Annotated in this window: 29 protein-coding genes and 1 tRNA gene; 12 read left to right on the forward strand and 18 right to left on the reverse strand. The window is 69.5% G+C overall.

All coding sequences use genetic code 11. From position 1 onward, the window contains the following. Positions 1-69: 69 nt before the first annotated feature. Entirely contained in the window at positions 70-702 is a 633-nt protein-coding gene (locus GZ67_RS0115470; RefSeq protein WP_231481826.1) for an amino acid deaminase, read from the forward strand. A gap of 12 nt (positions 703-714) precedes the next feature. Here the strand turns inward: GZ67_RS0115470 and GZ67_RS0115475 are convergent, their stop codons facing one another. The 4 genes from GZ67_RS0115475 to GZ67_RS0115490 form a co-directional block, all read right to left on the reverse strand. After that, on the reverse strand, positions 715-1008 hold the full coding sequence (locus GZ67_RS0115475; RefSeq protein ID WP_029262405.1) for a DUF7882 family protein: 294 nt from the start codon (positions 1006-1008) through the stop codon (positions 715-717). Between the two features lie 21 nt (positions 1009-1029). Continuing rightward, positions 1030-1356, reverse strand: a complete 327-nt coding sequence (locus GZ67_RS0115480; RefSeq protein WP_029262406.1) for a hypothetical protein — start codon at positions 1354-1356, stop codon at positions 1030-1032. 92 nt (positions 1357-1448) lie between these two features. Next, the gene (locus GZ67_RS0115485; RefSeq protein WP_029262407.1) at positions 1449-2486 is read right to left on the reverse strand and encodes a methionine synthase; all 1038 of its coding nucleotides are present in this window, start codon (positions 2484-2486) and stop codon (positions 1449-1451) included. Positions 2487-2506: 20 nt separating this feature from the next. After that, positions 2507-3508 carry a DUF1852 domain-containing protein gene (locus GZ67_RS0115490; RefSeq protein ID WP_029262408.1) on the reverse strand — a complete coding sequence of 334 codons (1002 nt, stop codon included), beginning with the start codon at positions 3506-3508 and terminating at the stop codon, positions 2507-2509. Positions 3509-3633: 125 nt separating this feature from the next. On the opposite strand from GZ67_RS0115490, the gene GZ67_RS0115495 reads away from it, so the two are divergent. Then, positions 3634-4575, forward strand: a complete 942-nt coding sequence (locus tag GZ67_RS0115495; RefSeq protein WP_029262409.1) for a LysR family transcriptional regulator — start codon at positions 3634-3636, stop codon at positions 4573-4575. 82 nt (positions 4576-4657) lie between these two features. Continuing rightward, positions 4658-5443 (forward strand): CPBP family intramembrane glutamic endopeptidase, encoded by a 786-nt coding sequence (locus GZ67_RS0115500; protein ID WP_051662572.1) that lies wholly within the window; start codon positions 4658-4660, stop codon positions 5441-5443. 105 nt (positions 5444-5548) lie between these two features. Here GZ67_RS0115500 and GZ67_RS0115505 read toward each other — a convergent pair whose 3' ends face one another. Continuing rightward, positions 5549-6127 (reverse strand): ankyrin repeat domain-containing protein, encoded by a 579-nt coding sequence (locus tag GZ67_RS0115505; RefSeq protein WP_029262411.1) that lies wholly within the window; start codon positions 6125-6127, stop codon positions 5549-5551. 48 nt (positions 6128-6175) lie between these two features. Between GZ67_RS0115505 and GZ67_RS21170 the strand changes: the two genes are divergently transcribed. Further along, positions 6176-6304 carry a hypothetical protein gene (locus GZ67_RS21170; protein ID WP_269319689.1) on the forward strand — a complete coding sequence of 43 codons (129 nt, stop codon included), beginning with the start codon at positions 6176-6178 and terminating at the stop codon, positions 6302-6304. 19 nt (positions 6305-6323) lie between these two features. On the opposite strand, the gene GZ67_RS21175 is transcribed toward GZ67_RS21170, so the two are convergent. The 3 genes from GZ67_RS21175 to GZ67_RS0115525 all read right to left on the reverse strand — a co-directional run bounded on the left by GZ67_RS21175 (position 6324) and on the right by GZ67_RS0115525 (position 7374). After that, on the reverse strand, positions 6324-6458 hold the full coding sequence (locus GZ67_RS21175; protein ID WP_269319690.1) for a hypothetical protein: 135 nt from the start codon (positions 6456-6458) through the stop codon (positions 6324-6326). Positions 6459-6578: 120 nt separating this feature from the next. Then, complete coding sequence (locus GZ67_RS0115520; protein ID WP_029262412.1) at positions 6579-6932, reverse strand: cupin domain-containing protein; 354 nt, start codon at positions 6930-6932, stop codon at positions 6579-6581. 22 nt (positions 6933-6954) lie between these two features. After that, on the reverse strand, positions 6955-7374 hold the full coding sequence (locus tag GZ67_RS0115525) for a rhodanese-like domain-containing protein (RefSeq protein WP_029262413.1): 420 nt from the start codon (positions 7372-7374) through the stop codon (positions 6955-6957). A 93-nt stretch (positions 7375-7467) separates the two neighbouring features. On the opposite strand from GZ67_RS0115525, the gene GZ67_RS0115530 reads away from it, so the two are divergent. Continuing rightward, positions 7468-7926 carry an Lrp/AsnC family transcriptional regulator gene (locus tag GZ67_RS0115530; protein ID WP_029262414.1) on the forward strand — a complete coding sequence of 153 codons (459 nt, stop codon included), beginning with the start codon at positions 7468-7470 and terminating at the stop codon, positions 7924-7926. Between the two features lie 93 nt (positions 7927-8019). Here the strand turns inward: GZ67_RS0115530 and GZ67_RS0115535 are convergent. Both GZ67_RS0115535 and GZ67_RS0115540 read right to left on the reverse strand, forming a co-directional pair. After that, a tRNA-Ser gene (locus tag GZ67_RS0115535) sits at positions 8020-8110 on the reverse strand. A 51-nt stretch (positions 8111-8161) separates the two neighbouring features. Next, entirely contained in the window at positions 8162-9208 is a 1047-nt protein-coding gene (locus GZ67_RS0115540; protein ID WP_029262415.1) for a hypothetical protein, read from the reverse strand. A gap of 142 nt (positions 9209-9350) precedes the next feature. Here GZ67_RS0115540 and GZ67_RS0115545 point away from each other — a divergent pair, with 142 nt between their 5' ends. From GZ67_RS0115545 to GZ67_RS0115555, 3 genes are read left to right on the forward strand one after another with little or no spacing between them, the layout of a single operon-like run. Beyond that, positions 9351-10127, forward strand: coding sequence for a hypothetical protein (locus GZ67_RS0115545; RefSeq protein ID WP_029262416.1), 777 nt, complete (start codon positions 9351-9353; stop codon positions 10125-10127). A gap of 38 nt (positions 10128-10165) precedes the next feature. Then, positions 10166-10642, forward strand: coding sequence for a MogA/MoaB family molybdenum cofactor biosynthesis protein (locus GZ67_RS0115550; protein WP_029262417.1), 477 nt, complete (start codon positions 10166-10168; stop codon positions 10640-10642). Continuing rightward, entirely contained in the window at positions 10639-11073 is a 435-nt protein-coding gene (locus GZ67_RS0115555) for a molybdenum cofactor biosynthesis protein MoaE (protein ID WP_029262418.1), read from the forward strand. The genes GZ67_RS0115550 and GZ67_RS0115555 overlap by 4 nt, the downstream gene beginning before the upstream one ends. A 2-nt stretch (positions 11074-11075) precedes the next feature. Here GZ67_RS0115555 and GZ67_RS0115560 read toward each other — a convergent pair whose 3' ends face one another. From GZ67_RS0115560 to GZ67_RS0115585, 6 genes are read right to left on the reverse strand one after another with little or no spacing between them, the layout of a single operon-like run. After that, entirely contained in the window at positions 11076-11309 is a 234-nt protein-coding gene (locus GZ67_RS0115560) for a MoaD/ThiS family protein (protein ID WP_029262419.1), read from the reverse strand. Then, the gene (locus GZ67_RS19880) at positions 11309-11590 is read right to left on the reverse strand and encodes a DUF6457 domain-containing protein (RefSeq protein ID WP_036303578.1); all 282 of its coding nucleotides are present in this window, start codon (positions 11588-11590) and stop codon (positions 11309-11311) included. Before GZ67_RS19880 ends, GZ67_RS0115560 begins: the two co-directional genes overlap by 1 nt. After that, a complete protein-coding gene (gene mobA, locus GZ67_RS0115570) occupies positions 11587-12195 on the reverse strand; it encodes a molybdenum cofactor guanylyltransferase (protein ID WP_029262421.1) in 609 nt (202 codons plus the stop codon). Before mobA ends, GZ67_RS19880 begins: the two co-directional genes overlap by 4 nt. After that, positions 12192-12665 (reverse strand): cyclic pyranopterin monophosphate synthase MoaC, encoded by a 474-nt coding sequence (moaC, locus tag GZ67_RS0115575; RefSeq protein WP_029262422.1) that lies wholly within the window; start codon positions 12663-12665, stop codon positions 12192-12194. Before moaC ends, mobA begins: the two co-directional genes overlap by 4 nt. Then, entirely contained in the window at positions 12662-13888 is a 1227-nt protein-coding gene (locus GZ67_RS0115580) for a molybdopterin molybdotransferase MoeA (RefSeq protein WP_029262423.1), read from the reverse strand. Before GZ67_RS0115580 ends, moaC begins: the two co-directional genes overlap by 4 nt. Beyond that, positions 13885-14994, reverse strand: a complete 1110-nt coding sequence (locus GZ67_RS0115585; RefSeq protein WP_029262424.1) for a HesA/MoeB/ThiF family protein — start codon at positions 14992-14994, stop codon at positions 13885-13887. Before GZ67_RS0115585 ends, GZ67_RS0115580 begins: the two co-directional genes overlap by 4 nt. A 155-nt stretch (positions 14995-15149) precedes the next feature. On the opposite strand from GZ67_RS0115585, the gene GZ67_RS20865 reads away from it, so the two are divergent. From GZ67_RS20865 to GZ67_RS0115605, 4 genes are read left to right on the forward strand one after another with little or no spacing between them, the layout of a single operon-like run. After that, positions 15150-15539: a TOBE domain-containing protein gene (locus tag GZ67_RS20865; RefSeq protein ID WP_029262425.1), complete on the forward strand. Its 390-nt coding sequence runs from the start codon at positions 15150-15152 to the stop codon at positions 15537-15539. Further along, a complete protein-coding gene (gene modA, locus GZ67_RS20870) occupies positions 15536-16306 on the forward strand; it encodes a molybdate ABC transporter substrate-binding protein (protein WP_029262426.1) in 771 nt (256 codons plus the stop codon). Before GZ67_RS20865 ends, modA begins: the two co-directional genes overlap by 4 nt. A 50-nt stretch (positions 16307-16356) precedes the next feature. Next, positions 16357-17166: an ABC transporter permease gene (locus GZ67_RS0115600; RefSeq protein WP_051662576.1), complete on the forward strand. Its 810-nt coding sequence runs from the start codon at positions 16357-16359 to the stop codon at positions 17164-17166. After that, complete coding sequence (locus GZ67_RS0115605) at positions 17163-17894, forward strand: sulfate/molybdate ABC transporter ATP-binding protein (protein ID WP_136025618.1); 732 nt, start codon at positions 17163-17165, stop codon at positions 17892-17894. Before GZ67_RS0115600 ends, GZ67_RS0115605 begins: the two co-directional genes overlap by 4 nt. A gap of 43 nt (positions 17895-17937) precedes the next feature. Here the strand turns inward: GZ67_RS0115605 and moaA are convergent, their stop codons facing one another. After that, a complete protein-coding gene (moaA, locus tag GZ67_RS0115610; protein ID WP_081860024.1) occupies positions 17938-18954 on the reverse strand; it encodes a GTP 3',8-cyclase MoaA in 1017 nt (338 codons plus the stop codon). Between the two features lie 103 nt (positions 18955-19057). Next, entirely contained in the window at positions 19058-20362 is a 1305-nt protein-coding gene (locus GZ67_RS0115615; protein ID WP_029262430.1) for an MFS transporter, read from the reverse strand. Positions 20363-20368: the final 6 nt, after the last annotated feature.

The raw sequence follows: 20368 nt of genomic DNA on the forward strand, positions 1-20368 counted from the left end.
CCATCCTGTGTGAACAGTGCGTGAACTCCGGTTCCGATGCGGGCATCCGCGCCCGCTACGCTCATCGTCGTGATCGAACGACTGGATGCCGCGGCTACCGCGCACGACGCCGCCGACGTGCTGTCGATGTTCGACTGGCTCGGTCCGGCGATCGATGCCGATGCTCGGGACGAGCGCTTCGCCCGCTGGGGCCGATCCACCGCCGTGGACGAGAACGTCGGAGCGCCGGTGCTGTCACGGTCGACCTTCGAAGCGCTGCATGACCGCGCAGGTCTGGACTCGGCGTGGCCGGTCGGCAACGCCGGACTGCTGCACGTGTACGGCTATCTGCTCTCGACCACGCCCACTCCGTACGGCCTGAAGCGCGATCGCTGGCTCGGCGGTGAGCTGGCCCGCGCGTGCGGACTGGCCCCCGATGCCTTCGTCCCCTGGATCGGCGAGCGCACACTCCTCGACCGCGTGACCGAGGTCGCCGAGACCCTGATCGCCGGCGTGCCGGTGCGGCGGCAACGACTCGGCGACGTGGATGCCGTCGTCGCGGTCGCCGATCGGCAGCCGCACCCCTCGGCGCTCGCCTACGCGCTCGACTCCCCCGCACAGGGTCGCCGACTCATCACGATGTTCCCCGTCGCCGACCCGACCGCGCTGCTCGCCGACCTCGACGCCTCACCCCCGCGCCTCCGTTGGAACGCCGAGGGCTGACCGCGTGACGGTTCAGAGCTGATCGAGGACGAGCTCCCCGCGCGAGTTCAACTGCTCCATCATGTGCGTGACCCGGTTGGCCTCGACCCTCGGCAGCGTCGGCTTGTCGAACTCGAAGACCAACGGGATGCTCGGGTGCACCCAGATGCTCAACCGCCCCGACTGCACTTCAGGCTTCGGCAGCCAGGTCATCATGAAGCTCTCGTTGCGGCGGAGCTTCGTGCCGATCACGATCTTGAGGTGCGCCAGAGTGGCGTCGTCGATCTCGATCGCGGGGCGCGAACTGTTGTACTCCAGAGTTCCCATGAGAAGAACTGTACGCGCCGTCTAGCCGAGCTCGTAGTCCGGGCCTTCGGGTGCGTCGAGGGGCGGCCCCGAGGGGGACTCGACCGCGCGGGTGAGCGCCTGCAGACGACGGACCAGTTCGGGATCCTCCAGCTCCGGCCCGCTGCCGCTGATCGCCTTCGCCACGATCTGGCTGGCCGGACCGATCAGGAACTTCGCCGACACGACGGTGCCGTCCTGCTCCCGCACCGGTATCTCGATGATCTCCGCGCGCTCCTCATCGCCCAGCGCGCGCCCGTACGCCAGCAGAGCGTCCGCGATGTCGTCACCGGTCAGGAACTCTTCGCCGCCATACAGGATCGATTGCATAGTGCCGTTCTACGGCACCAGCGCTGCATCCCCGCGCCCCTTGCCCGCTCACCCGGCGGATGCTAGCGCCACGCGGCGCCGGTGCCGCGCAGTCAGTCCTCGACCACGGCGAGCTCTTCGCGCAGAAGAGCGGCACCCGCGCTGAGCGCGCGCAGCTTGCCTCGTGCGACGTCACGAGGCAACGGCGCCAGGCCGCAGTTCGTGCTCGCCACGAGCTTGTCGGCATCGACGAAGCGGAGCGCGTCGCGGAGGGTGTCCGCAACCTCTTCCGGCGTCTCGATGGTCTCGCTGGCCACGTCGATGGCTCCGAGCATGACCTTCTTGCCGCGGATGAGTTCGATGAGGTCGAGGGGGACGTGGGAGTGGTGACTCTCGAGCGAGATGGTGTCGATGCTCGAGCGCTGCAGCAGCGGGAACGACGTCTCGTACTGCCGCCACTCCGCGCCGAGGGTCGCCTTCCAGTCGGTGTTCGCCTTGATCCCGTAGCCGTAGCAGATGTGCACCACGGTCTCGGCGCGCAGCCCCTCGGCCGCCCGCTCGAGCGCCGCGACTCCCCAGTCCCGCACGTCGTCGAAGAACACGTTGAACGCCGGCTCGTCGAACTGGATGATGTCGACCCCCGCCGCCTCGAGTTCTCTCGCCTCCTGATTGAGGATCGTCGCGAACTCCCAGGCCAGCTTCTCGCGACTCTTGTAGTGGCGGTCGTAGAGAGTGTCGATCATCGTCATCGGGCCGGGCAGCGCCCACTTGATCGGCTGATCGGTCTGCTGGCGGAGGAACTTCGCGTCCTCGACGAACACGGGCTTCTCGCGACCCACGGCACCGACGACCGTCGGCACGCTGGCGTCGTAGCGGTCGCGAATGCGGACGGTCTCCCGCTGATCGAAGTCGACGCCGGAGAGGTGCTCGATGAAGGTCGTCACGAAGTGCTGGCGGGTCTGCTCGCCGTCGCTGATGATGTCGAGGCCAGCGAGGCGCTGCTCCTGGACGGCGATGCGCAGCGCATCCTGCGTGCCCTCGACCAGCGCCTCCCCCTCCAGCTTCCAGGGAGACCAGAGGGTCTCCGGCTGCGCGAGCCAAGACGGCTTGGGCAGGCTGCCGACGATCGAGGTGGGAAGGAGCGTGTTCACGATCGGCGATTCTCCGGTCATCATCCGACGGAGACCAGGGAGGCGACGGAGCCGGCGGCCCACTGCTCGAGCAGCTCACCGTGCGGCTTCATGAGGTGCTCCTCCGTGTACTTCCCCTGCTCAGCCGCGAGCCGGCTGCGCTCGTCGCGGTCGTAGGCGATCTTCGTCACCGAGTAGTCCTGCTGCTCCAGGCTCGGCTGATAGACCTTCGCTGCGGCCGAGTTCGCGTTGTAGATCTCCGGTCGGTAGATCTTCTGGAACGTCTCCATGGTGCTGATCGTGCCGATGAGCTGCAGGTTCGTGTAGTCACCGAGCAGGTCGCCGCGGAAGTAGAACGCCAGCGGCGCGACGCTGCCGCGCGGCATGAAGTACCGGACCGAGAGACCCATCTTCCCGAAGTACGCGTCGGTCAGCGACGGGTCCTTCTGCTCGTATTCGACGCCGAGGATCGGGTGGTGGTTCTCGGTGCGACGGTAGGTCTTGCTCGTCGAGACGCTGATGCAGATCACGGGCGACACCGCGAAGCGCTCCCGGTAGGCCTCCGAGTCGAGGAAGTGCTGGAAGAGCTTGCCGTGCAGGTCGCCGAAGTCGGAGGGAATGGTGAACCCTCCTGCCGCTGCCGTCGCCGCCGGAAGTCGCACGCTGAAGTCGTAGTCGCGGATGTAGGACGAGAAGTTGTTCCCCACGATCCCGTGGCTGCGCTTTCCGGTGAGACGGTCGACGATCTGAATGTCCAGGACCTCGAGCAGCGGGAAGTCCTGGTCCTCCCCCTCCGCGGCGAACTGGACCGCGACGGAGACGATCTCGAGTTCGACGGTGTAGCGGTCACCGTGCGGGTTGTCCCACTCGGCGAGATCGTTGAATCGACGGTCGATCATCGACAGGGCGTTGCGGAGGTTCTGCTGGCGGTGCTCACCGCGCGCCAGGTTGGCGAAGTTCGTGGTGATGCGGGAGTTCTCCGACGGCGAATAGTCCTCGTCGAAGCGGGTGGTCGTGATGCGGAACGTGAAGTCGTGGGCCATGAGGTTGCCAATCGGTGAGCTGATCGGCCGGGCTCGGCCTCGCGAAAGGGGGTGACTCCATGGTGCGGTGCGAGCCGCCCTATCGAGAAATGCGCTGTGACTATGCCGTGGCATAGTCTGAGGCTATGGCCAAGCGTTCAAGCGGCATCACCCTGCAGCAGCTCACCTACTACATCGAGGTCGCCGCGGAGGGATCGATCAGCGCCGCCGCCGACCTGCTCTACGTCGCGCAGCCCACGATGTCGGCGGCGATGAAAGACCTCGAGAGCCGGGTGGGCCGTGTGCTCCTCCTCCGCTCCGCGCGCGGCGTGACACTCACCACCGATGGTGTGGAGTTCCTCGGCTACGCCCGGCAGGTCGTCGAGCAGGTCGCGCTCCTCGAACAGCGCTACCTCGACCGGCCGCCGTCTCGACGCCTGCTCGGGGTGTCGACGCAGCACTACTCGTTCGCGGTCGACGCACTGGTGCGGATGGTGAAGGCGACCTCGGCGGCCGAGTACGAGTTCTCGCTGCGGGAGACGCGCACGTGGGACATCATCGAAGACGTCCGCACCCTGCGCAGCGAGTTGGGGATCCTCTACCGCAACGACTTCAACCGCAACGTCATCGACAAGCTGCTCCGCGACTCCGGGCTCGCGTTCCACCCGCTCTTCGTCGCGGAGCCGCACATCTTCATCTCCCGCAAGAACCCCCTCGCCTCGCGGGATCGCGTGACCCTCGACGACCTCGCCGAGGTGCCGCGCCTGACCTTCGATCAGGGCGCGAACAACTCCTTCTACTTCGCCGAGGAGATCCTCTCCACCCTCTCGAGCCCGCAGGAGATCCGGGTCTCCGACCGCGCGACGATCTTCAACCTCATGATCGGTCTCGACGGGTACACCATCTCGACGGGCATCATCAGTGACGACCTCGACCCCGAGATCGTCGCCATCCCGCTCGACGTCGACGAGCGCATCGAGATCGGCTGGATCGGCCACTCGGCGATCCCGCTCACCGAGCAGGCGCAGCGCTACCTCGCCGAGCTGCGCACCGTCGTCTCGGGATTCGGGGTGGAACTGCTCGGGTGAGCCTGTCCCTCGCTATGCGGCTTTCGGAGCGCCGCGCTAGGTTGAGCAGTCGAACCACTCCCTGACCGGAAGGCAACAGCACATGCGCGTCACTCCTCGCGTCTGGATCGGCTTGACGATCTACGTCGGTTACGTCGTCGTCATCTTCGTCGTGTCGAAGCTCAGCGGGGTGGCATACACCGACATCGGAAAGTCCGCCGAGTTCACCTGGCGCGGTGCGGTGCTCGATCTCGCTGTCGGCGCTGTCCTGCTCGCCATCACCACCTGGGCGCTGGGATGGTGGAAGCCTGCGCTGTTCGAGCGGAAGCGATCGCACCACAAGTGGCCGATCTTCGTTCCCGCGCTGATGCTCGTCGTCGCCGTGGTGAACCTGTTCAGCACCGACTGGTCCAAATTCGACGCGTCATTCCTCCTGTCCCTGCTCGCCCTCGGATTCGCCGTCGGATTCTGCGAGGAGCTGATGTCGCGAGGCCTCCTGCTGACAGCGTTCCGCTCACGCTTCTCCGAGGTCTGGGTCTGGCTGCTCACGTCGATCCTCTTCGGTGCGATGCACCTGCTCAACGCCGCCCTCGGGGCCCCCCTCCTGGGCACTCTCGGGCAAGTGGTGATCGCCGCCATGTCCGGCACCTGCTTCTACATCGTGCGACGCGTCACCGGCTCTCTCATCTGGGCCATGGCGCTGCACGGACTGTGGGACGTGTCCGTCTTCGCGGTCGGCTTCGCTCCGCTCGACGGCGCCGGCGGGGCGAGCATCCTGGCACCAGTCATCGGCATCCTCGCTGTCGTCGTCGTCCGCTGGGTGATCAAGGGAACAGACGAGAGGCCGGTCGAGGCGAAGACCACCGCGCCGGCACCCGCGCAGGCCTAGCCCGCCAGCTCGAATCGACACCCTCGATCAGCAGCTCGACCTGCGGCTGCGGCGGCCTCGGCCACGCGCGGGCGTGGCGATCTTCCGCCCCTGGGCATCATCCATCTACTCTTTCGCTGGGGTCTCGGGAGCCTGCTGGCCGCGCTCTGCGAGGTAGGCGGCCGCACGGCGCTTCAGGTCGGAACGATGCGGTTCGCGCATGAGCTGGATGCTCTCGTACACCGAGCGCCCATCCTTCGCCGTTGCCAGCAGATCGAGGTGCGGCTGTTCGAAGAACACGTCGTAGAACGGTGCCAGCGTGGCATCCGAGAACTTCGCCTGACGGGCGATCGTGAGCAGCGGAGTGCGGAACCGACCGGAGAAGTGATTGATGTCAGCGCCCGCCTCGATGAGCCGGCGCAGCAACGGCACCTCCGCCGGCACGTCGTGGTCACCCCGGCCGAGCAGGGCGTGCAGCACGGTGTTCCGCTCGTCACCGACCCCGGAGAGGGCGGTGGCATCGGCCCCCTCGTCGAGCAGGAACGAACTGATCGCCACGCGCGCAGACAGGTCGCCGTTGGTCAGAGCGCGGTGCAGCAGGGTCTGCCCCTCGCCGAAGTCACGCCCGGCATCGCCCGGCTGGAATGCGGCGACGAACTCGTCGAACGAGGCGTTCGCTGCGAGGAACCACACGTCGGTGCTCATGCGGCACCGCCTTCGATCTGGCTGTGGGAGACACGGATACGGGGATGCATGCGCACCACGCTAGCCGACCACCTCGAGGGCCCGACCACCCAAGCCACCCCGACCGCGAGCATCGAGCTCTACCTCAGAGATCGCGTGCACGCGGTCATCCTCGCGTACAAGCTCGAGGTGCTGTGAGGCCTTCTTCCGGCTGAATCTACGATTCCTGATCAGGATCCACGACGGCACTCGCCTCGAGCTCGCGAAGGCGTTTCAGCTGCGCCCACGGCCAGAAGGCGATCCACGCGATCGAGACGATCGAGGCCCCCATGATCATCGAAGCGATATCCATGCGATCCACGCTACGGAAACCGGATGCTCGCAAGCATCCCCCGAGCGACGGACTTGAGGACCTGCGTTCCTGCCAACCCGCGACGGCATGGATACTTCAGGCTGCCCAGCGGCAGATGCCTCACACCGCGTCGACGGGCCGTCTGTCTCCTCGGGTGTTCGGCGTGCTGATCACGAGGAATCGTGTCTCCATGTCCCCTGGATTGAAGAATCGATGCGCGAGTCCGGGCGGGATATCGACGCCTTGCCGGGGGGCGAGTTCCACGACCCCCTCGGCCGTCTGCATCTGAGGCGTTCCCTCGAGCACGTAGAAGAACTGCGTGGCGGTGTCGTGCACATGCCACTCTTCGCCGGCGCCGGCCGGCACTCGCTCCTCGATCACGGACAGTCCAGGACTGTCGAGCAATCGCCACCCATCGGAGACCTCGCCCCACACATAGTGATCAGCGTTCGAGACGTCGACGGGTTGGCGCATCTTCCGATCCTCGCAGACGCGCTCAGGCGACAGGGGCGGTCAACGGATCGGGCTCGAGCCGGCCGCGGCCGTTGTCGCTGACGGTGGACAGGCCCTCGCGGGCCCAGTACTCGAAACCGCCGATGAGCTCACGCACGTTCGAGTAGCCGAGGGTTGCCAGGGTCAGCGCTCCGCGCGTACTCCCGTTGCAGCCCGGACCCCAGCAGTAGACGACGATCGGAGTGCCCTTGTCGGGGGCGAGATCGGCGATGCGCCCCTCGAGTTCCGCGTTCGGGATGTGCACCGCGCCGGGGATGCGACCCTGGCTCCAGGATGCGGCCGACCGGGTGTCGATGACGAGCGGTGCGGTACCGGCCGCGCGGTCGGCTGCGAGGTCGGAGGGGTCGATCTCGAAGGCGAGTTTGGCGGCGAAGAAGTCGGCCGCGGAGAGGGAGAGGGTCATGGATCAATCGAAACATCCAGGCAGCGGCAGGTGAAGAGATGTTCGACGGCGTATGCCCGTCGCGACGCCGCTTCCAACGGTAGAATTGGTCGTATGCCCGCGAATTCACGGTTGGATCTGGATAAGACCGACCATGCCATCATCGCGACGTTGCAGGACGATGGACGGATGAGTGTCGCGCAGCTCGCGCGGGCAGTTGCCCTCTCGCCCAGTGCGACCGCGGACCGCTTGCGCCGCCTCACCGACGCTGGTGTCATCACCGGCTACTCCATCACGGTGGACCCCGAAGCGCTCGGCTACACGATCACGGCATTCGTACGACTCGCCTATCCCTCGGGTAATTACAAGCCGTTCCACGACCTCGTCGACAATCTCCCCGAGATCGTCGAGGCTCACCATGTCACGGGCGCTGACTGCTTCATCATCAAGGTCCTCGCCCGATCGATGCGAGACCTGGAGCGCATCACCGGCAGTCTCGCCACGCTCGGCGGCGTGACGACCAATGTCGTCTACTCCAGCCCGGTTCCCTCGCGGCACATCATCCCCGCGTGACGGGCGCCCGATTCACGAGCCCCGGCGCGTGGGTCGGGCACATGACGAAGGCCCCGCTTCCCTATTTTTACAAGGGAGTCGGGGCCTTCGTGGTGGCGGTGACGGTGGGATTTGAACCCACGGTAGGGGGTTACCCTACACAACTTTTCGAGAGTTGCACCTTCGGCCGCTCGGACACGTCACCGCGGAATAGCTTACGCGACGCGGGGCGAGCGCGCGAATCGAGCGATGCGGGTCACCAGGCGGCGGCGACCTCGGCGTGGGTGCGTAGGATGACGTCGGTCGAGCCGGCGGGTGCGCGACCGATGCCGCACTCGGTCGCGACACCGAACTCGGCGACGTACGGGGCGGCTGCGGCGATGCGGCGCGCGGCCCCTTCCGCGCCGTCCTCGCGGTGCACGAGCCCGAGATACAGCTCGTTCACGGGGGCGAGGCCGGCGAGCGGTGCGAAGTACGCCGCATCGTCGTGAGCGATCGGCACGGGCAGGTGCAGCCAGGTCAGCGAGCGAGCGGATGCCGCAGCCACGGCGTTCGCGTAGCGCACCAGGTTCGCAGCATCCGTCGGCTCGAAGAAGTGCTTCTCCCCCGCGTCGCCGTAGCAGAGGTGCACGCCCACCTCGACTCCTGCGGGCACGGCGTCGACCAGCGCGGCCAGGCGCTCGACGAGCCCGTCGAACGGATCGCCGGGCCACCACGCCTCCATGACCGCGCCGTAGCCGGCCGCGCGCTCGATGATGCCCATCTCGCTCGCGACGTCCCACTGCACGGCGAGGTCTTCATGCGGGATCGCGGCGAGGATCTCGTCGAGCTCGCGGAGGATGGCTGCGGTGTACACGGGTTCGATCGCGCCCCGGTCGTCGCCCTGGAAGAACGAGGAGATCACGGCCAGCGGGGTCGGCAGCGACACCTGGAATCGGATGCCGGCGGGCACAGCCCCCTCGGCGCGGAGGCGCGCGAACACGGCGTACGACTCGATCGCCGCGGCGGCGTAGCCGAGCGGCGGCAGCGCGATGCTCGCAGCATCCACTCCCTCGCCGATGCGCAGGCCACGCGCGTCGATCCCGGCCGGGAACGGGATGGGCTCGTCGCCGATGCGCTCGATGCCGTCGGCCCGGCCGATCACGTCGGGCTGGAACATGATCCAGTGGAACCGCTTGCCGACCTCGCCGTCCGGGATGCGACGGAGCCGATCGCCGAGCAGTTCCGCCGCGGTGCGCATCGTGGTCTCGGCGTCGTCGAAGTTCACACTGCCCACGAGGAGGGCGCCCTGCGGCTGAGTCATGCCCTCAGAATATCGGCGCGCAGGACCGGCGCCCTCGTGCTTTTGCACGGCAGCATCCCTCCACGAGAGCGGGAGATGCGGGTTAGGATTGCCTAAGAACCCGCCGCCTGTGGGGGCAGCGATGACGGGAAGGGTACTCATCATGGGCTTCATCACGTCCGAGGCACTGGCCGAGACGGGCTACGTCGTCCTCGACGACCACACGTCGGCCGCCGATCCGGCCGAATGGCTCGATCTGGAGTACGTCGGGTGGCGCTCCTCGGGCATCACGCGCTTCGCCCCGCTCACCAGCTACGCAGGCGACGTCGACTGCAACGGCTTCTGGAACCACACCCCGCCGCGGGCCGACAAAGACGGCGTCTGGGTCGAGTCGCAGATCGCGATCGCCCCCACGCTCCAGCGCCGGGCACAGGAGCCGGGCGCCGGCATCGGCCGCTGCCGCGTGATCGAGCTGCAGCCCAACGAGTACGCCGACGCGATCTACAACCTGCATCAGGACGACAACAACCGCCTCAACGAAGAGGGAACCGGGTGGGTGGTCCGCGGGTTCTTCAACCTCTCGGACGACACCGAGTCGATGCTGATCCTGCGCTCAGACCGCTTCGACCCGGCCACCGAGATCCGCCTGCCGCTGCGCGCGGGCTCGCGCATCATCGTCGACACCCAGCGCTTCTGGCACGCGGTCTGGCACCGCGGCACCGCCCCGCGCTACGCCCTCATCACGTCGTGGACGAGCGGACCCGAGCTCGACGCGTACATCGCCGCGAACCACGGCGACCCGCATCCGCCGACCGTCGACCTCGACCCGCAGTTCGTCGACGACGCGCAGGTCGAGCTGCACCGCCGCATCGAGGAGCGCCGCCGCGCCTTCGAGGCACAGGGCATCGTGATGGAACCGCCCGTCGACATGAGCGTCTGACCGCTCATGTCCGGCACGCTCGACGCTACCCTCGGCCTATGACCTCCGCCGCCGTGCTCACCGTGTCCGACCGCGGTGCGGCAGGCACCCGCGCCGACACGGCCGGTCCCCTCGCCGTCACCGCACTTCGCGACGCGGGGTTCGACTGCGCCGACCCTGTGATCATCCCCGACGGAGCGGATGCCGTTGAGCAGGCGCTGCGCGGACTCCTCGCCCGCGGTCTGCGGCTCATCGTCACCACCGGCGGCACCGGCATCGCCGCGCGCGACGAGACCCCCGAGGGCACCGCGCGCGTGCTCGAGCGACAGCTTCCGGGAATCCCGGAGGAGCTGCGGCGGCAGGGGGCCACGAAGTTCCCCGCCGCGCTGCTCAGCCGCGGCCTCGCCGGCACCGCTCACGGCGCGCTGATCGTGAACCTCCCCGGTTCGCCCGGCGGTGTCGCCGACGGCATGCCGGTCATCCTGTCGGTCGCGGAGCACGTGATCGCCCAGCTCGACGGAGAGGACCACCGATGACCGTCACCCTTGCCGCGATCAGCGACACGGCCCTGTCTCTCGATGCGCACCTCGCCGCGGTGGACGACGCCCGCGCGGGCGCGGTCACGACGTTCCTCGGACGCGTCCGCGACCACGACCCGGATGCCGCCGGCGAGGTCGTCGCCCTCGAGTACTCCTCGCACCCGGATGCCGAGCGCATCCTTCGCGACCTCGCCGAACGCGCCGTCGCCGCAGGTGTCAGCGGAGAGGCGATCGTCGCCGTGAGCCACCGCATCGGCCGCCTGCCCGTCGGCTCGGCCGCTGTCGTCGTCGCGGTCGCCGCCGCACATCGCGACGAGGCGTTCGTGGTGTGCCGCGAGATCATCGAAGCCATCAAGCGCGAGCTCCCGGTCTGGAAGCGTCAGGTCGAGGCCGACGGGACCACGGCGTGGAAGGGCATCGGCGGCTGAGCTCAGCCTCCGGCGAACGGAGGCAGCACGTCGACGGTCCCCACCCCCGCCAATACGAAGTCGTCGTCCACCCTGGCGCCGTCGACGAGCAGCGCACAGCGGTCGAGGATCGCTCCGAGTGCCGGATGCGCGTCCACCAGCTCGGCCCGCAGCGCGCCGAGGGTCACCGCATCCGTGGGCTCATTCGCCCGCCCCGCCGCATCCTCCGCTGCCGCGAAGTACCGCACCGTCGCCATCAGCTCTGCTCCTGCGCCGCATGCGCGTTCGCGAGCTCGACGATCGCGGCCACCGCCGCGCGCACGTCGTCGGGTGAGCCGCCCGCACGTCCGGCGACCAGGCCGGCGACGAAGGCACTGAACGGCGCAGCCGGGCGCGCGACCCCGTTCGCGACGTCTCGGGCGAGGTCGAGGATCAGCCCGACCGGCACATCCTCCTCACCCAGGTCGAATCGTTCACGCAGCTCGGCTGCCCAGGCGTCGAGCGCCTCCGGAGGAAGAGTGCGGCTGTTCTCGGTCATGGCGTCTCCTCGAATTCCTGTCGTGCACGAGCCAGATCGGCGGGCACGTCGATGTCGGCGGTGATGCCCTCCTGGTCGACGATCCACTCGATGGCGAGGCCACCGAGGAGGGCGCGGACGGAGGCATTCCGGTCGGTCTCGATCATGTCGAGCGCGCGGCGGACCGATTCCGTGCGATAGAGGCCGGCCAGCCACTGCGGCTGCCCGTCTGCAGAGAACACGACACCGTCGACGGATGCCGCTGCCCCCGCATCATCGGCGCGGTGGGAGAGCAAGCCGTGCACGACCGCATCCGGTCGCGCGAGGTCCCCGGCGAGGATCAGCACCCTCTCCGCCGGCATCCGCGCGAGTCCTGCCGCGATCCCCGCCACCGGACCGCCGAGCGGCGGCTCCTCCCTGGTCCAGACCACGTCGGCCGACTCCTCGAGCACCGGACCGACCGCCACGATCGGCCCGACCCCGCCTGCGACCAGCGCTTCCACGGTGCGGGCGAACAGCGATCGCCCCTCCAGCGTGAGAAGAGGCTTCGCGATGCCGCCCATCCGGCGACCCTCGCCGCCGACGAGCAGCACGGTGCCGACCCCGGCGTGCGACGACGTGGTCACTCCCCGGGCCTCCGCCAGGACCCGCTGCGCCCACCCTCCTTGGCGACGATGCGCACGTTCTCGATCGTCACGGCGCGATCCACACCCTTGATCATGTCGACGACGGCGAGAGCGGCGACCGAGACGGCGGTGAGCGCCTCCATCTCGACCCCGGTGCGGTCGGCCGTGCGCACGGTCGCGCTGATCCGGATCCCGGTGTCTTCGATGTCGAGGTCGACGACCGCGCCGTGCACGCCGATGACATGTGCGAGCGGCAGCAGTTCCGGCGTGCGCTTGGCTGCCTGGATGCCGGCGATGCGCGCCACCGCGAGCACATCACCCTTGGGCACGGTGCCGTCACGGAGCAGTGCCACCGTCGCCGGCGCGCAGCGCACGAAACCCGCGGCGGTCGCTGCGCGCACGGTCGGCTGCTTCTCGGTCACATCGACCATGCGCGCATGGCCGGCCGAATCCAGGTGGGTGAAGGTCATGACAGCTCCAGCACGTCGATGAGGTCGCCGACTGAGACCTGTTCGGTCTCGGCGGCGACGATGGCATAGGCGGTGGCGGCCCCGAGGCCGACCGCGAGGTGCGAGCCGGATCCCCCGCGGGTCGCCGGATGCACGCGGCCCTCCGCGTCGATCACGGCGGGCAGATACTGACGTCGCCCGGGAGGGGTGCGCCATCCGGCGCCCGCGGCGAGACGTCTCCGTGGGCGATGGATATCGCGGCGACCCTGCAGGCGCAGCAACGCCGGCCGCACCAGCACCTCGAACGAGACGGCCACGCTCACCGGATTGCCGGGCAGGCCGAACAGCAGCATCCCCTCAGCCGTCGCCCCGAACCCCTGGGGCTTGCCCGGCTGCATCGCGACCTTCACGAACTCCATCGCGTCGCTCAGCCCCTGCCGCACCGGCTCGTATGCACCGGCGCTCACGCCCCCGGAGAAGATCACGGCATCGAGCCCGAGCGCGGTCGCACGGGCCACAGCCTCAGCAGGACCCGCGCCATCATCGCCGACGACCTCGCGGAACACCACCTCGGCCCCGGCCTCGGCCACGAGTCCAGCGAGAAGCAGGCCGTTCGATTCGGGAATCTGCCCTCGGGAGAGAGGCTCCCCCGGAGGAACGAGCTCGGCACCGGTCGAGACGATGGCCACCCGCGGCCGCGGGGCGACGCCGACCCGGGCGATGCCGACGGATGCCAGTGCGGCCAGCTGCCGGGCGCCGAGCAGCGTGCCCGGTTCGAGGACGACGGCGCCGACCGCGGCATCCGCCCCCGCCCGCCGCACATGCGCGCCCTCCGCCGCCGGTGCGCGAACCACCCGGATGTCCCCCAGGGAGTCGGCGAGGCCACCCACGGTGTCTTCGAAAGGAATGACCGTATCGGCCGCAGCCGGCACCGGCGCGCCGGTCATGATGCGGGCGGCCGTGCCCCGAGCAAGTGGTGGATCCTCCGCGCTGCCCGCCGGCACGTCCGCCACGACCCGCAGCACGGCCGGATGCTCCGAGGATGCCGTGGCGACGTCGGCGAAACGCACCGCGAAGCCGTCCATCGCGGAGTTGTCGAACACGGGGGCGGGGTTCTGCGCGCGAGCAGGCTCCGCCAGCGTGAAGCCGATCGCCTCGTCCAGAGTCCGGGTGACCGCCGGACGGGTCCGCACGGCGGCGAGCACCACGGCGAGCTGCTCTTCGACCGTGCGCATGCCGCTCATCGCGCGCTCCAGGCGTCCATGCCGCCGGTCAGCACCACGGCGTCGACCCCGGCGTCCCGCAGGGCTGCCGCAGCGCGCACTGCCCGTGGTCCGCGCTGGCACACGACCACGATCCGGCCCTCGGCGGAAAAAGCCCCGGGACGACCGAGCACTTCCGCCAGCGGAGCGTGCCGGGAGCCGGGGATCGCGCCGGTGGCGATCTCATCCGCCTCCCGCACATCGAGCACGAACGCTCCGGCGGCGACCTCGTCGTCGAGTGCGTCCGCGGCGACGTGAGGTACCGCCGGGCGCGCGGGAACCGAGGTCGCCTCGCTGGTCGCCGCCGCACCGGCGGTCTCCGCGCGCCCGCGCAGCGGAACCTCACTCATCCGTCCCCGCAGCGCGTCGATCAGCAGCACGCGACCGAACAGCGGCTCCCCGATGCCGGCGATGAGCTTGATGGCCTCCATCGCGAGCACCGAACCCACCTGGAGGCAGAGCGCCCCGAGCACTCCCACCGCCGCGCAGCTCGGCAGTTCGCCGACCCCCTCGGGCGGGTACAGGTCGCTCAGCACGACCGGCGGCACTCCCTCGGGCGGAGCCGACCAGAACACCGTCACCTGGGCCGCGAACTCCTGCACGACACCCCACACCAGCGGCACCCCGAGCCGCTCGCAGGCCGCAGCCACCAGCGTGCGGGTCTCGAACGTGTCGGACCCGTCGATCACGAGGTCGGCCTCGGACAGCAGCGCCTCGGCATTGGCCGTGGTGAGTCGTTCACGCACGGGAAGCACGGTCGTCTCGGGTGCGAGATCGGCCGCGACGCGCACCGCGCTGTCGACCTTGGGCGCGTCGACGTCGGCCAGGCGGTGCAGCACCTGACGCTGCAGGTTCGAGAGCTCGACCACGTCGTCGTCGATGACCGTGAGGGTGCCGACGCCGGCTGCGGCGAGCGCGAGCACGACGGGAGATCCGAGCCCGCCCGCGCCGACGACGGTGACGTGGGCCGCGCGCAACCGTCGCTGTCCGATTTCGCCGAGGTCGGCGAGGACGAGGTGCCGGGCGGTCCGCTGTGCTTCCGCGGCGCTGAGTGCTGCGACGGGCTCGACGAGCGGAGGCAGCGGCATGCGCTCAGGCTACCCCGGGACGCGTGGCAGCGGGCCCTCCGAGCGCCGGAGAAATCCCCCGCCGAGGGACCGATGATGCGGCAGATCTCCGCGGATGCGGAATATGCACGGCAGATGGCCTGGATCTGCGGAACTCGCGCCTTTAGGCTCGGTCTGTGACCACCTATCGCATCGCCGAAGCCGCACGGCTGCTCGGCGTGAGCGACGACACGGTGCGACGGTGGATCGACCAGGATGCACTGCCGGTCACCGCCGACAGTCCCGCCCGCATCCCCGGCGAGGCTCTTGCCCAGCACGCGGTCGCCCTCGCCGCCGCGCCACCCACTCCGGGCGATGTGCTCTCCAGCGCCCGCAACCGCTTCACAGGACTCGTCACCCGCGTGCAGATCGACGGCGTCATGGCACAGGTCGACATCCAGGCGGGTCCGCATCGATTCGTGTCGCTGCTCTCGGCCGAGGCCGTTCGCGAGCTCGATCTGCAGCCGGGGTCTCTCGCCGTCGCGGTGATCAAGGCCACCACCGTGATCGTGGAGACGCCGCGGTGAACCACCGGCTCCTCACCGGGTCGGCAGCGCTGGTCCTCGCCCTGCTGCTGGGCGGCTGCTCTGCCGTCTCCTCCGCCGATCCGTCGCCCTCCCCCGCCGAGGGAGAGCTCACCGGCGAGGTCACCGTCTTCGCCGCGGCCTCGCTGAGCCCGGTCTTCGACGAGATCGCCGCGGCCTTCACCGCGGAGCACCCGACGGTCGACGTGGCTCCGATCGTCTACGACGGGTCGAGTGTGCTCGTGACGCAGCTCGCCGAGGGCGCACACGCCGATGTCCTCGCCACCGCCGACGAACGCACGATGCAGACGCTCATCGACACCGGACTCGCCGACGCCCCGGAGCCGTTCGCGACGAACACCCTCGTGGTTGCGCTCCCCGCAGGAAACCCCGCCGGCATCACCTCTCTCGCCGACCTCGCAGACGCGACCACCGTGCTGTGTGCGCCCGAGGCGCCCTGCGGGGCGGCATCGCAGACGCTGCTCGACAACGCCGGCGTCTCGGTCGCGGCGGCGAGCCTCGAGCAGAACGTCTCCGCCGTCTTGCAGAAGATCGTCGCCGGGGAAGCGGACGCCGGCCTGGTCTACGCGACCGACGTGGTGGGCGAAGACGTCGAGAGCTTCGCGCCGGAGGGCAGCGACGAGGTCGTGAACCGCTACCCGATCGTCGCACTCGACGGAGCCACGGATGCCGGAAGAGCATTCACCGAGTTCGTGCGGGGTCCGGTCGGCCGCGGGATCCTCGCCGACCACGGATTCGGTACGCCGTGATCGGGGATCGGCCCGCACGGCTGAGTATGACGAGGACGAGCATGACGCGGATGCGACGGGTCGACACGGGCGCAGCGCCCCCGTTCCTCCTGGTCGCGCCCGCCGTGCTCGGTGTCCTCCTGCTCGCGCTGCCGCTGGTCGCCCTGCTCACGCGCGCGTCCTGGTCGACCTTCTGGACCGACATCACCTCCACGGTGGCGCTGGATGCCCTCCGCCTCTCACTCACCACCGGGCTCGCCGCGACCGCGCTGTGCGTCGTGCTCGGCCTGCCGCTCGCGCTGCTCATCGCCCGCTCGGGACCGCGGACCTCCGCCCTGTTGCGGGCTCTCGTCGCGGTGCCGCTCGTGCTCCCGCCGATGGTGGGCGGGGTCGCACTGCTGTTCCTCCTCGGCCGTTCCAGTCCGCTCGGGGGGCTGATCGCCGCGTGGTTGGGCACGGGCATCCCGTTCACCCCGGCGGCCGTGGTGCTCGCGCAGGCGTTCGTGGCGCTGCCGTTCCTGGTGCTCGCCGTCGAGGGGACGATCCGCAGCACGGGGAGCCGGTACGAGCGCACGGCTGCCACACTCGGGGCCTCGCCGAGCACCGTGCTGTGGCGGGTCACGCTGCCCCTCGCCGCGCCCGGCATCGTGGTCGGGGTGATCCTGTGCTTCGCCCGCGCCATCGGCGAGTTCGGGGCCACGGCCCTGTTCGCCGGCAACGCCCCCGGCGTGACGCAGACCATGCCGCTCGCGATCTACACCGCCTTCAACGGGGCCGGTGCCGGCCGCGAGACGGCGGTGGCCCTGTCGATCCTGCTGCTGGGGACCGCCGTCGTCGTGCTGCTGCTCGTGCGGGCGTGGCGGCCGGGGGCCCTCCGATGACCGGCGACGTCGGCTCCGAGGCCGCATCCCTCGACGCTCACGTCGTCGTGCGACATGCGGGGCTCGATGCCGCACTCCGCGTCGCCGCGGGCGAGTTCGTCGCGATCATGGGCCCGAGCGGCGCCGGCAAGACCTCCCTCCTGGAGGCGGTCGCCGGGCTCGTGCGACTCGACGAGGGGCACGTCGACCTCGATGGGATCCGCCTCTCCGGACCGCGGCAGCACACGCCGCCGTCACGCCGTGCGATCGGCCTGCTCGGGCAGGACGCCCTGCTGTTCCCGCACATGACCGCGGCAGAGAACATCGCGTTCGCCGCCAGGGCCGCCGGACGCACCCGCGAGGAGTCCACCCGACGCGCGACGGAGTGGCTGAACCGCATCGGCCTCGCCGGGTATGGCGATCGGCGGCCCGACGAGCTCTCCGGCGGACAGCGCCAGCGCATCGCCCTCGCCCGAGCCCTCGCCGCCTCGCCGCGGCTGCTGCTGCTCGACGAGCCGTTCACCTCGCTCGACGTCGAGGCCGCGGCCCAGCTGCGCGAGGTCGTGCGCGAACAGCGCGGAGCCACCACGACGATCCTCGTCTCCCACGGCATCCTCGACGCCCAGGCTCTCGCGGAGCGGCTGGTGATCGTGCAGGCCGGACGCATCGTTCAGGATGCCGCCGTCGCCGAGGTGCTCGCCTCCCCGGCGACTCCCTTCGCGGCCGCCGTCGCCGATTCAGCACGCTGACTTCAGCACGCGCCGCGCCTGCCGAGAGCTGAGCGGCGAGCGATCAGCCGCCGATGGCGTTCATCCCGCGTGCGGGCTGCAGGAATGAGGGGTCGTTGATGGCGTGACCGGGGAGCTTCGCCCACACGCATCCGCGGAGCACAGCGTCGATCGCCGCGTCGGAGTCGCCGACCCCAAGCCGGTCCGCGCGCAGGACCGGGAGGAGGTCGAACTCATCGGCGGAGAACAGGCAGTTGCGCAACTGTCCGTCGGCCGTGAGCCGCAGGCGGTCGCAGTCTCCGCAGAACGGGGCCGTCACCGACGCGATCACGCCGACCGTGTGCTCGCCGTCCAGCAGCCACCGCTCGGCCGGCGCACCCCCTCGGCCCGGCATCTCGGACAGCTCCCACCGCTGCGAGAGCGCGGCGAGGATCTCGTCTCGCGTCACCATCGTGCCGCGATCCCACTCATGCCCCGCGTCGAGGGGCATCTGCTCGATGAAGCGCATCTCGGCACCGTGCGCGATCGCGAAGTCGACGAGGTCGCAGAGCTCGTCGTCGTTCACCCCCCGCATGGCGACCGCGTTCAGCTTGAGTGGACGAAGGTCCGATGCGGCCGCCGCTTCGATACCGCGGCGCACATCATCGAGCCGGTCGCGGCGGGTCAACGCGGCGAACCGCTCGGGCCGCACGGTGTCGATCGAGATGTTGAGACGCTGCAGCCCGGCCGCGATCAGGTCGTCCAGCGCGTCGTCGAGACGGATGCCGTTCGTCGTCATCGCCACCTGCACCGGCCCGTCGATCGACTCGATCGCGCTGAGGCGTCGAACCACCTCGACGATGTCGCGTCGAAGCAGCGGCTCCCCGCCGGTGAGGCGGAACGTGGTGATACCGGCCGCGGCGGCGACGCGGGCGACCTGCACGATCTCGTCGACCGAGAGGATCGACTCGCGCGCGAGCCATTCGTTCCCCTGCTCCGGCATGCAGTAGGTGCAGCGCAACGAACAGCGATCGGTGAGCGAGATCCGAAGGTCGCGATGGACACGGCCGTGCGTGTCGACCAGGGGCCCGTCGGCGCGCATCTCGGGCGCGACGGGAACGCGACGGCCGATCTGCACCGGGATCGCGCTCACGGCCCCTCCCTTCGTGGACGGAGTGATCTTCTTCCGAGCGTACGCCGCCTGCTCACGCGAGCTCCCCGGACTCGAGGCGGCCCGCGAGCTGCGGGGCGTGCGTGTGCAGCATCCGCCATACCGTCAGATGCATCCATACGGCGCACGCCGCGGTCAGGACGAAGAGGATCGCGAAGGTGCTGGTCGGAAGCCCCGTGAGCGCCAGGGTGTAGGCGAAGACCGGCGGGAGGATGAAACCGCCGAGCCCACCGAGCATGCCCACGAGCCCGCCGACGGAGCCGACATCGGCGGGGAAGTAGTCGGGAATGTGCTTGTACACGGCGGCCTTGCCCACCCCCATCGCGCATCCGAGCACGAAGACCAACGACGCGAAGGCCGCAAGCGGCATCGTGAACGGCAGCGCCGTCGCCGACCCGTCGACGGTCTGCACGACCAGGTGCCCCGAGGGCAGCGACAGGAAGAAGAGCACCGCCAGCATCACGGTGAAGGTCGCGTACATGACGCGTCGCGCCCCGAAGCGATCGGAGAACCAGCCGCCCAGCGGACGAAGCAAGGAGGCCGGGAAGATGAAGCTCGCCGTCAGGAGCGCAGCCACCGCCAGATCCAGACCGTAGTTGTCGACGTAGTACAGCGGAAGCCAGGCCGAGAGGGCGACGTACGCGCCGAAGACGACCACGTAGTAGAGGCTGAAGCGCCAGACGCGCAGATGCTTCAGCGGTCGCAGCTGCGAGCGCAGCGACCGCCCTTGCCCTGGGAGCAGATCGGGACGGGGCGCGAGGAACCACACCAGCACCGCCATGATCACCAGGAGCACGGCGTACAGCACGGGCACGAGTCGCCATCCGCCCACGATCCAGCCGAGGTAGGTGGAGCCGGCCGTCGCCGCGATGAGCCCCGGGCCGATGAGCTTCGTCACCGACGCCCCGACGTTGCCCGCACCGAACACGCCGAGGGCGAACCCCTTCCGCGCATCGGGCCACCAAGCGTTGTTCCACGAGACACCGGCGCTGAACGAGTTCCCGGCGATGCCGACGAAGAACGCGAGCACGAGGAGGATCCCGTAGTCCTGGGCGAACGAGACGAGGAACGTCGGCACCGCGGCGGCCAGCAGCATGACGGCGAACACCCGACGCCCACCGAAACGGTCGGTGATGATGCCGGCCGGCAGTCGCCAGATCGATCCGTTGAGCACCGCGACCGCGGTGAGCCAGGAGAGCTGCACATCGGACAGCCCGAACTCGTCTCGGATCGGGATGCCGAGGATGCCGAACATCAGCCAGACGGCGAACATCAGCGTGAAGGCGATGGTGGAGAGCGTCAGGACGCTCACAGCACCCGGACGCGGGGTGACAGACACAGCGGT

The organism is Microbacterium sp. Cr-K20, from assembly GCF_000708325.1.
GTDB lineage: Bacteria > Actinomycetota > Actinomycetes > Actinomycetales > Microbacteriaceae > Microbacterium.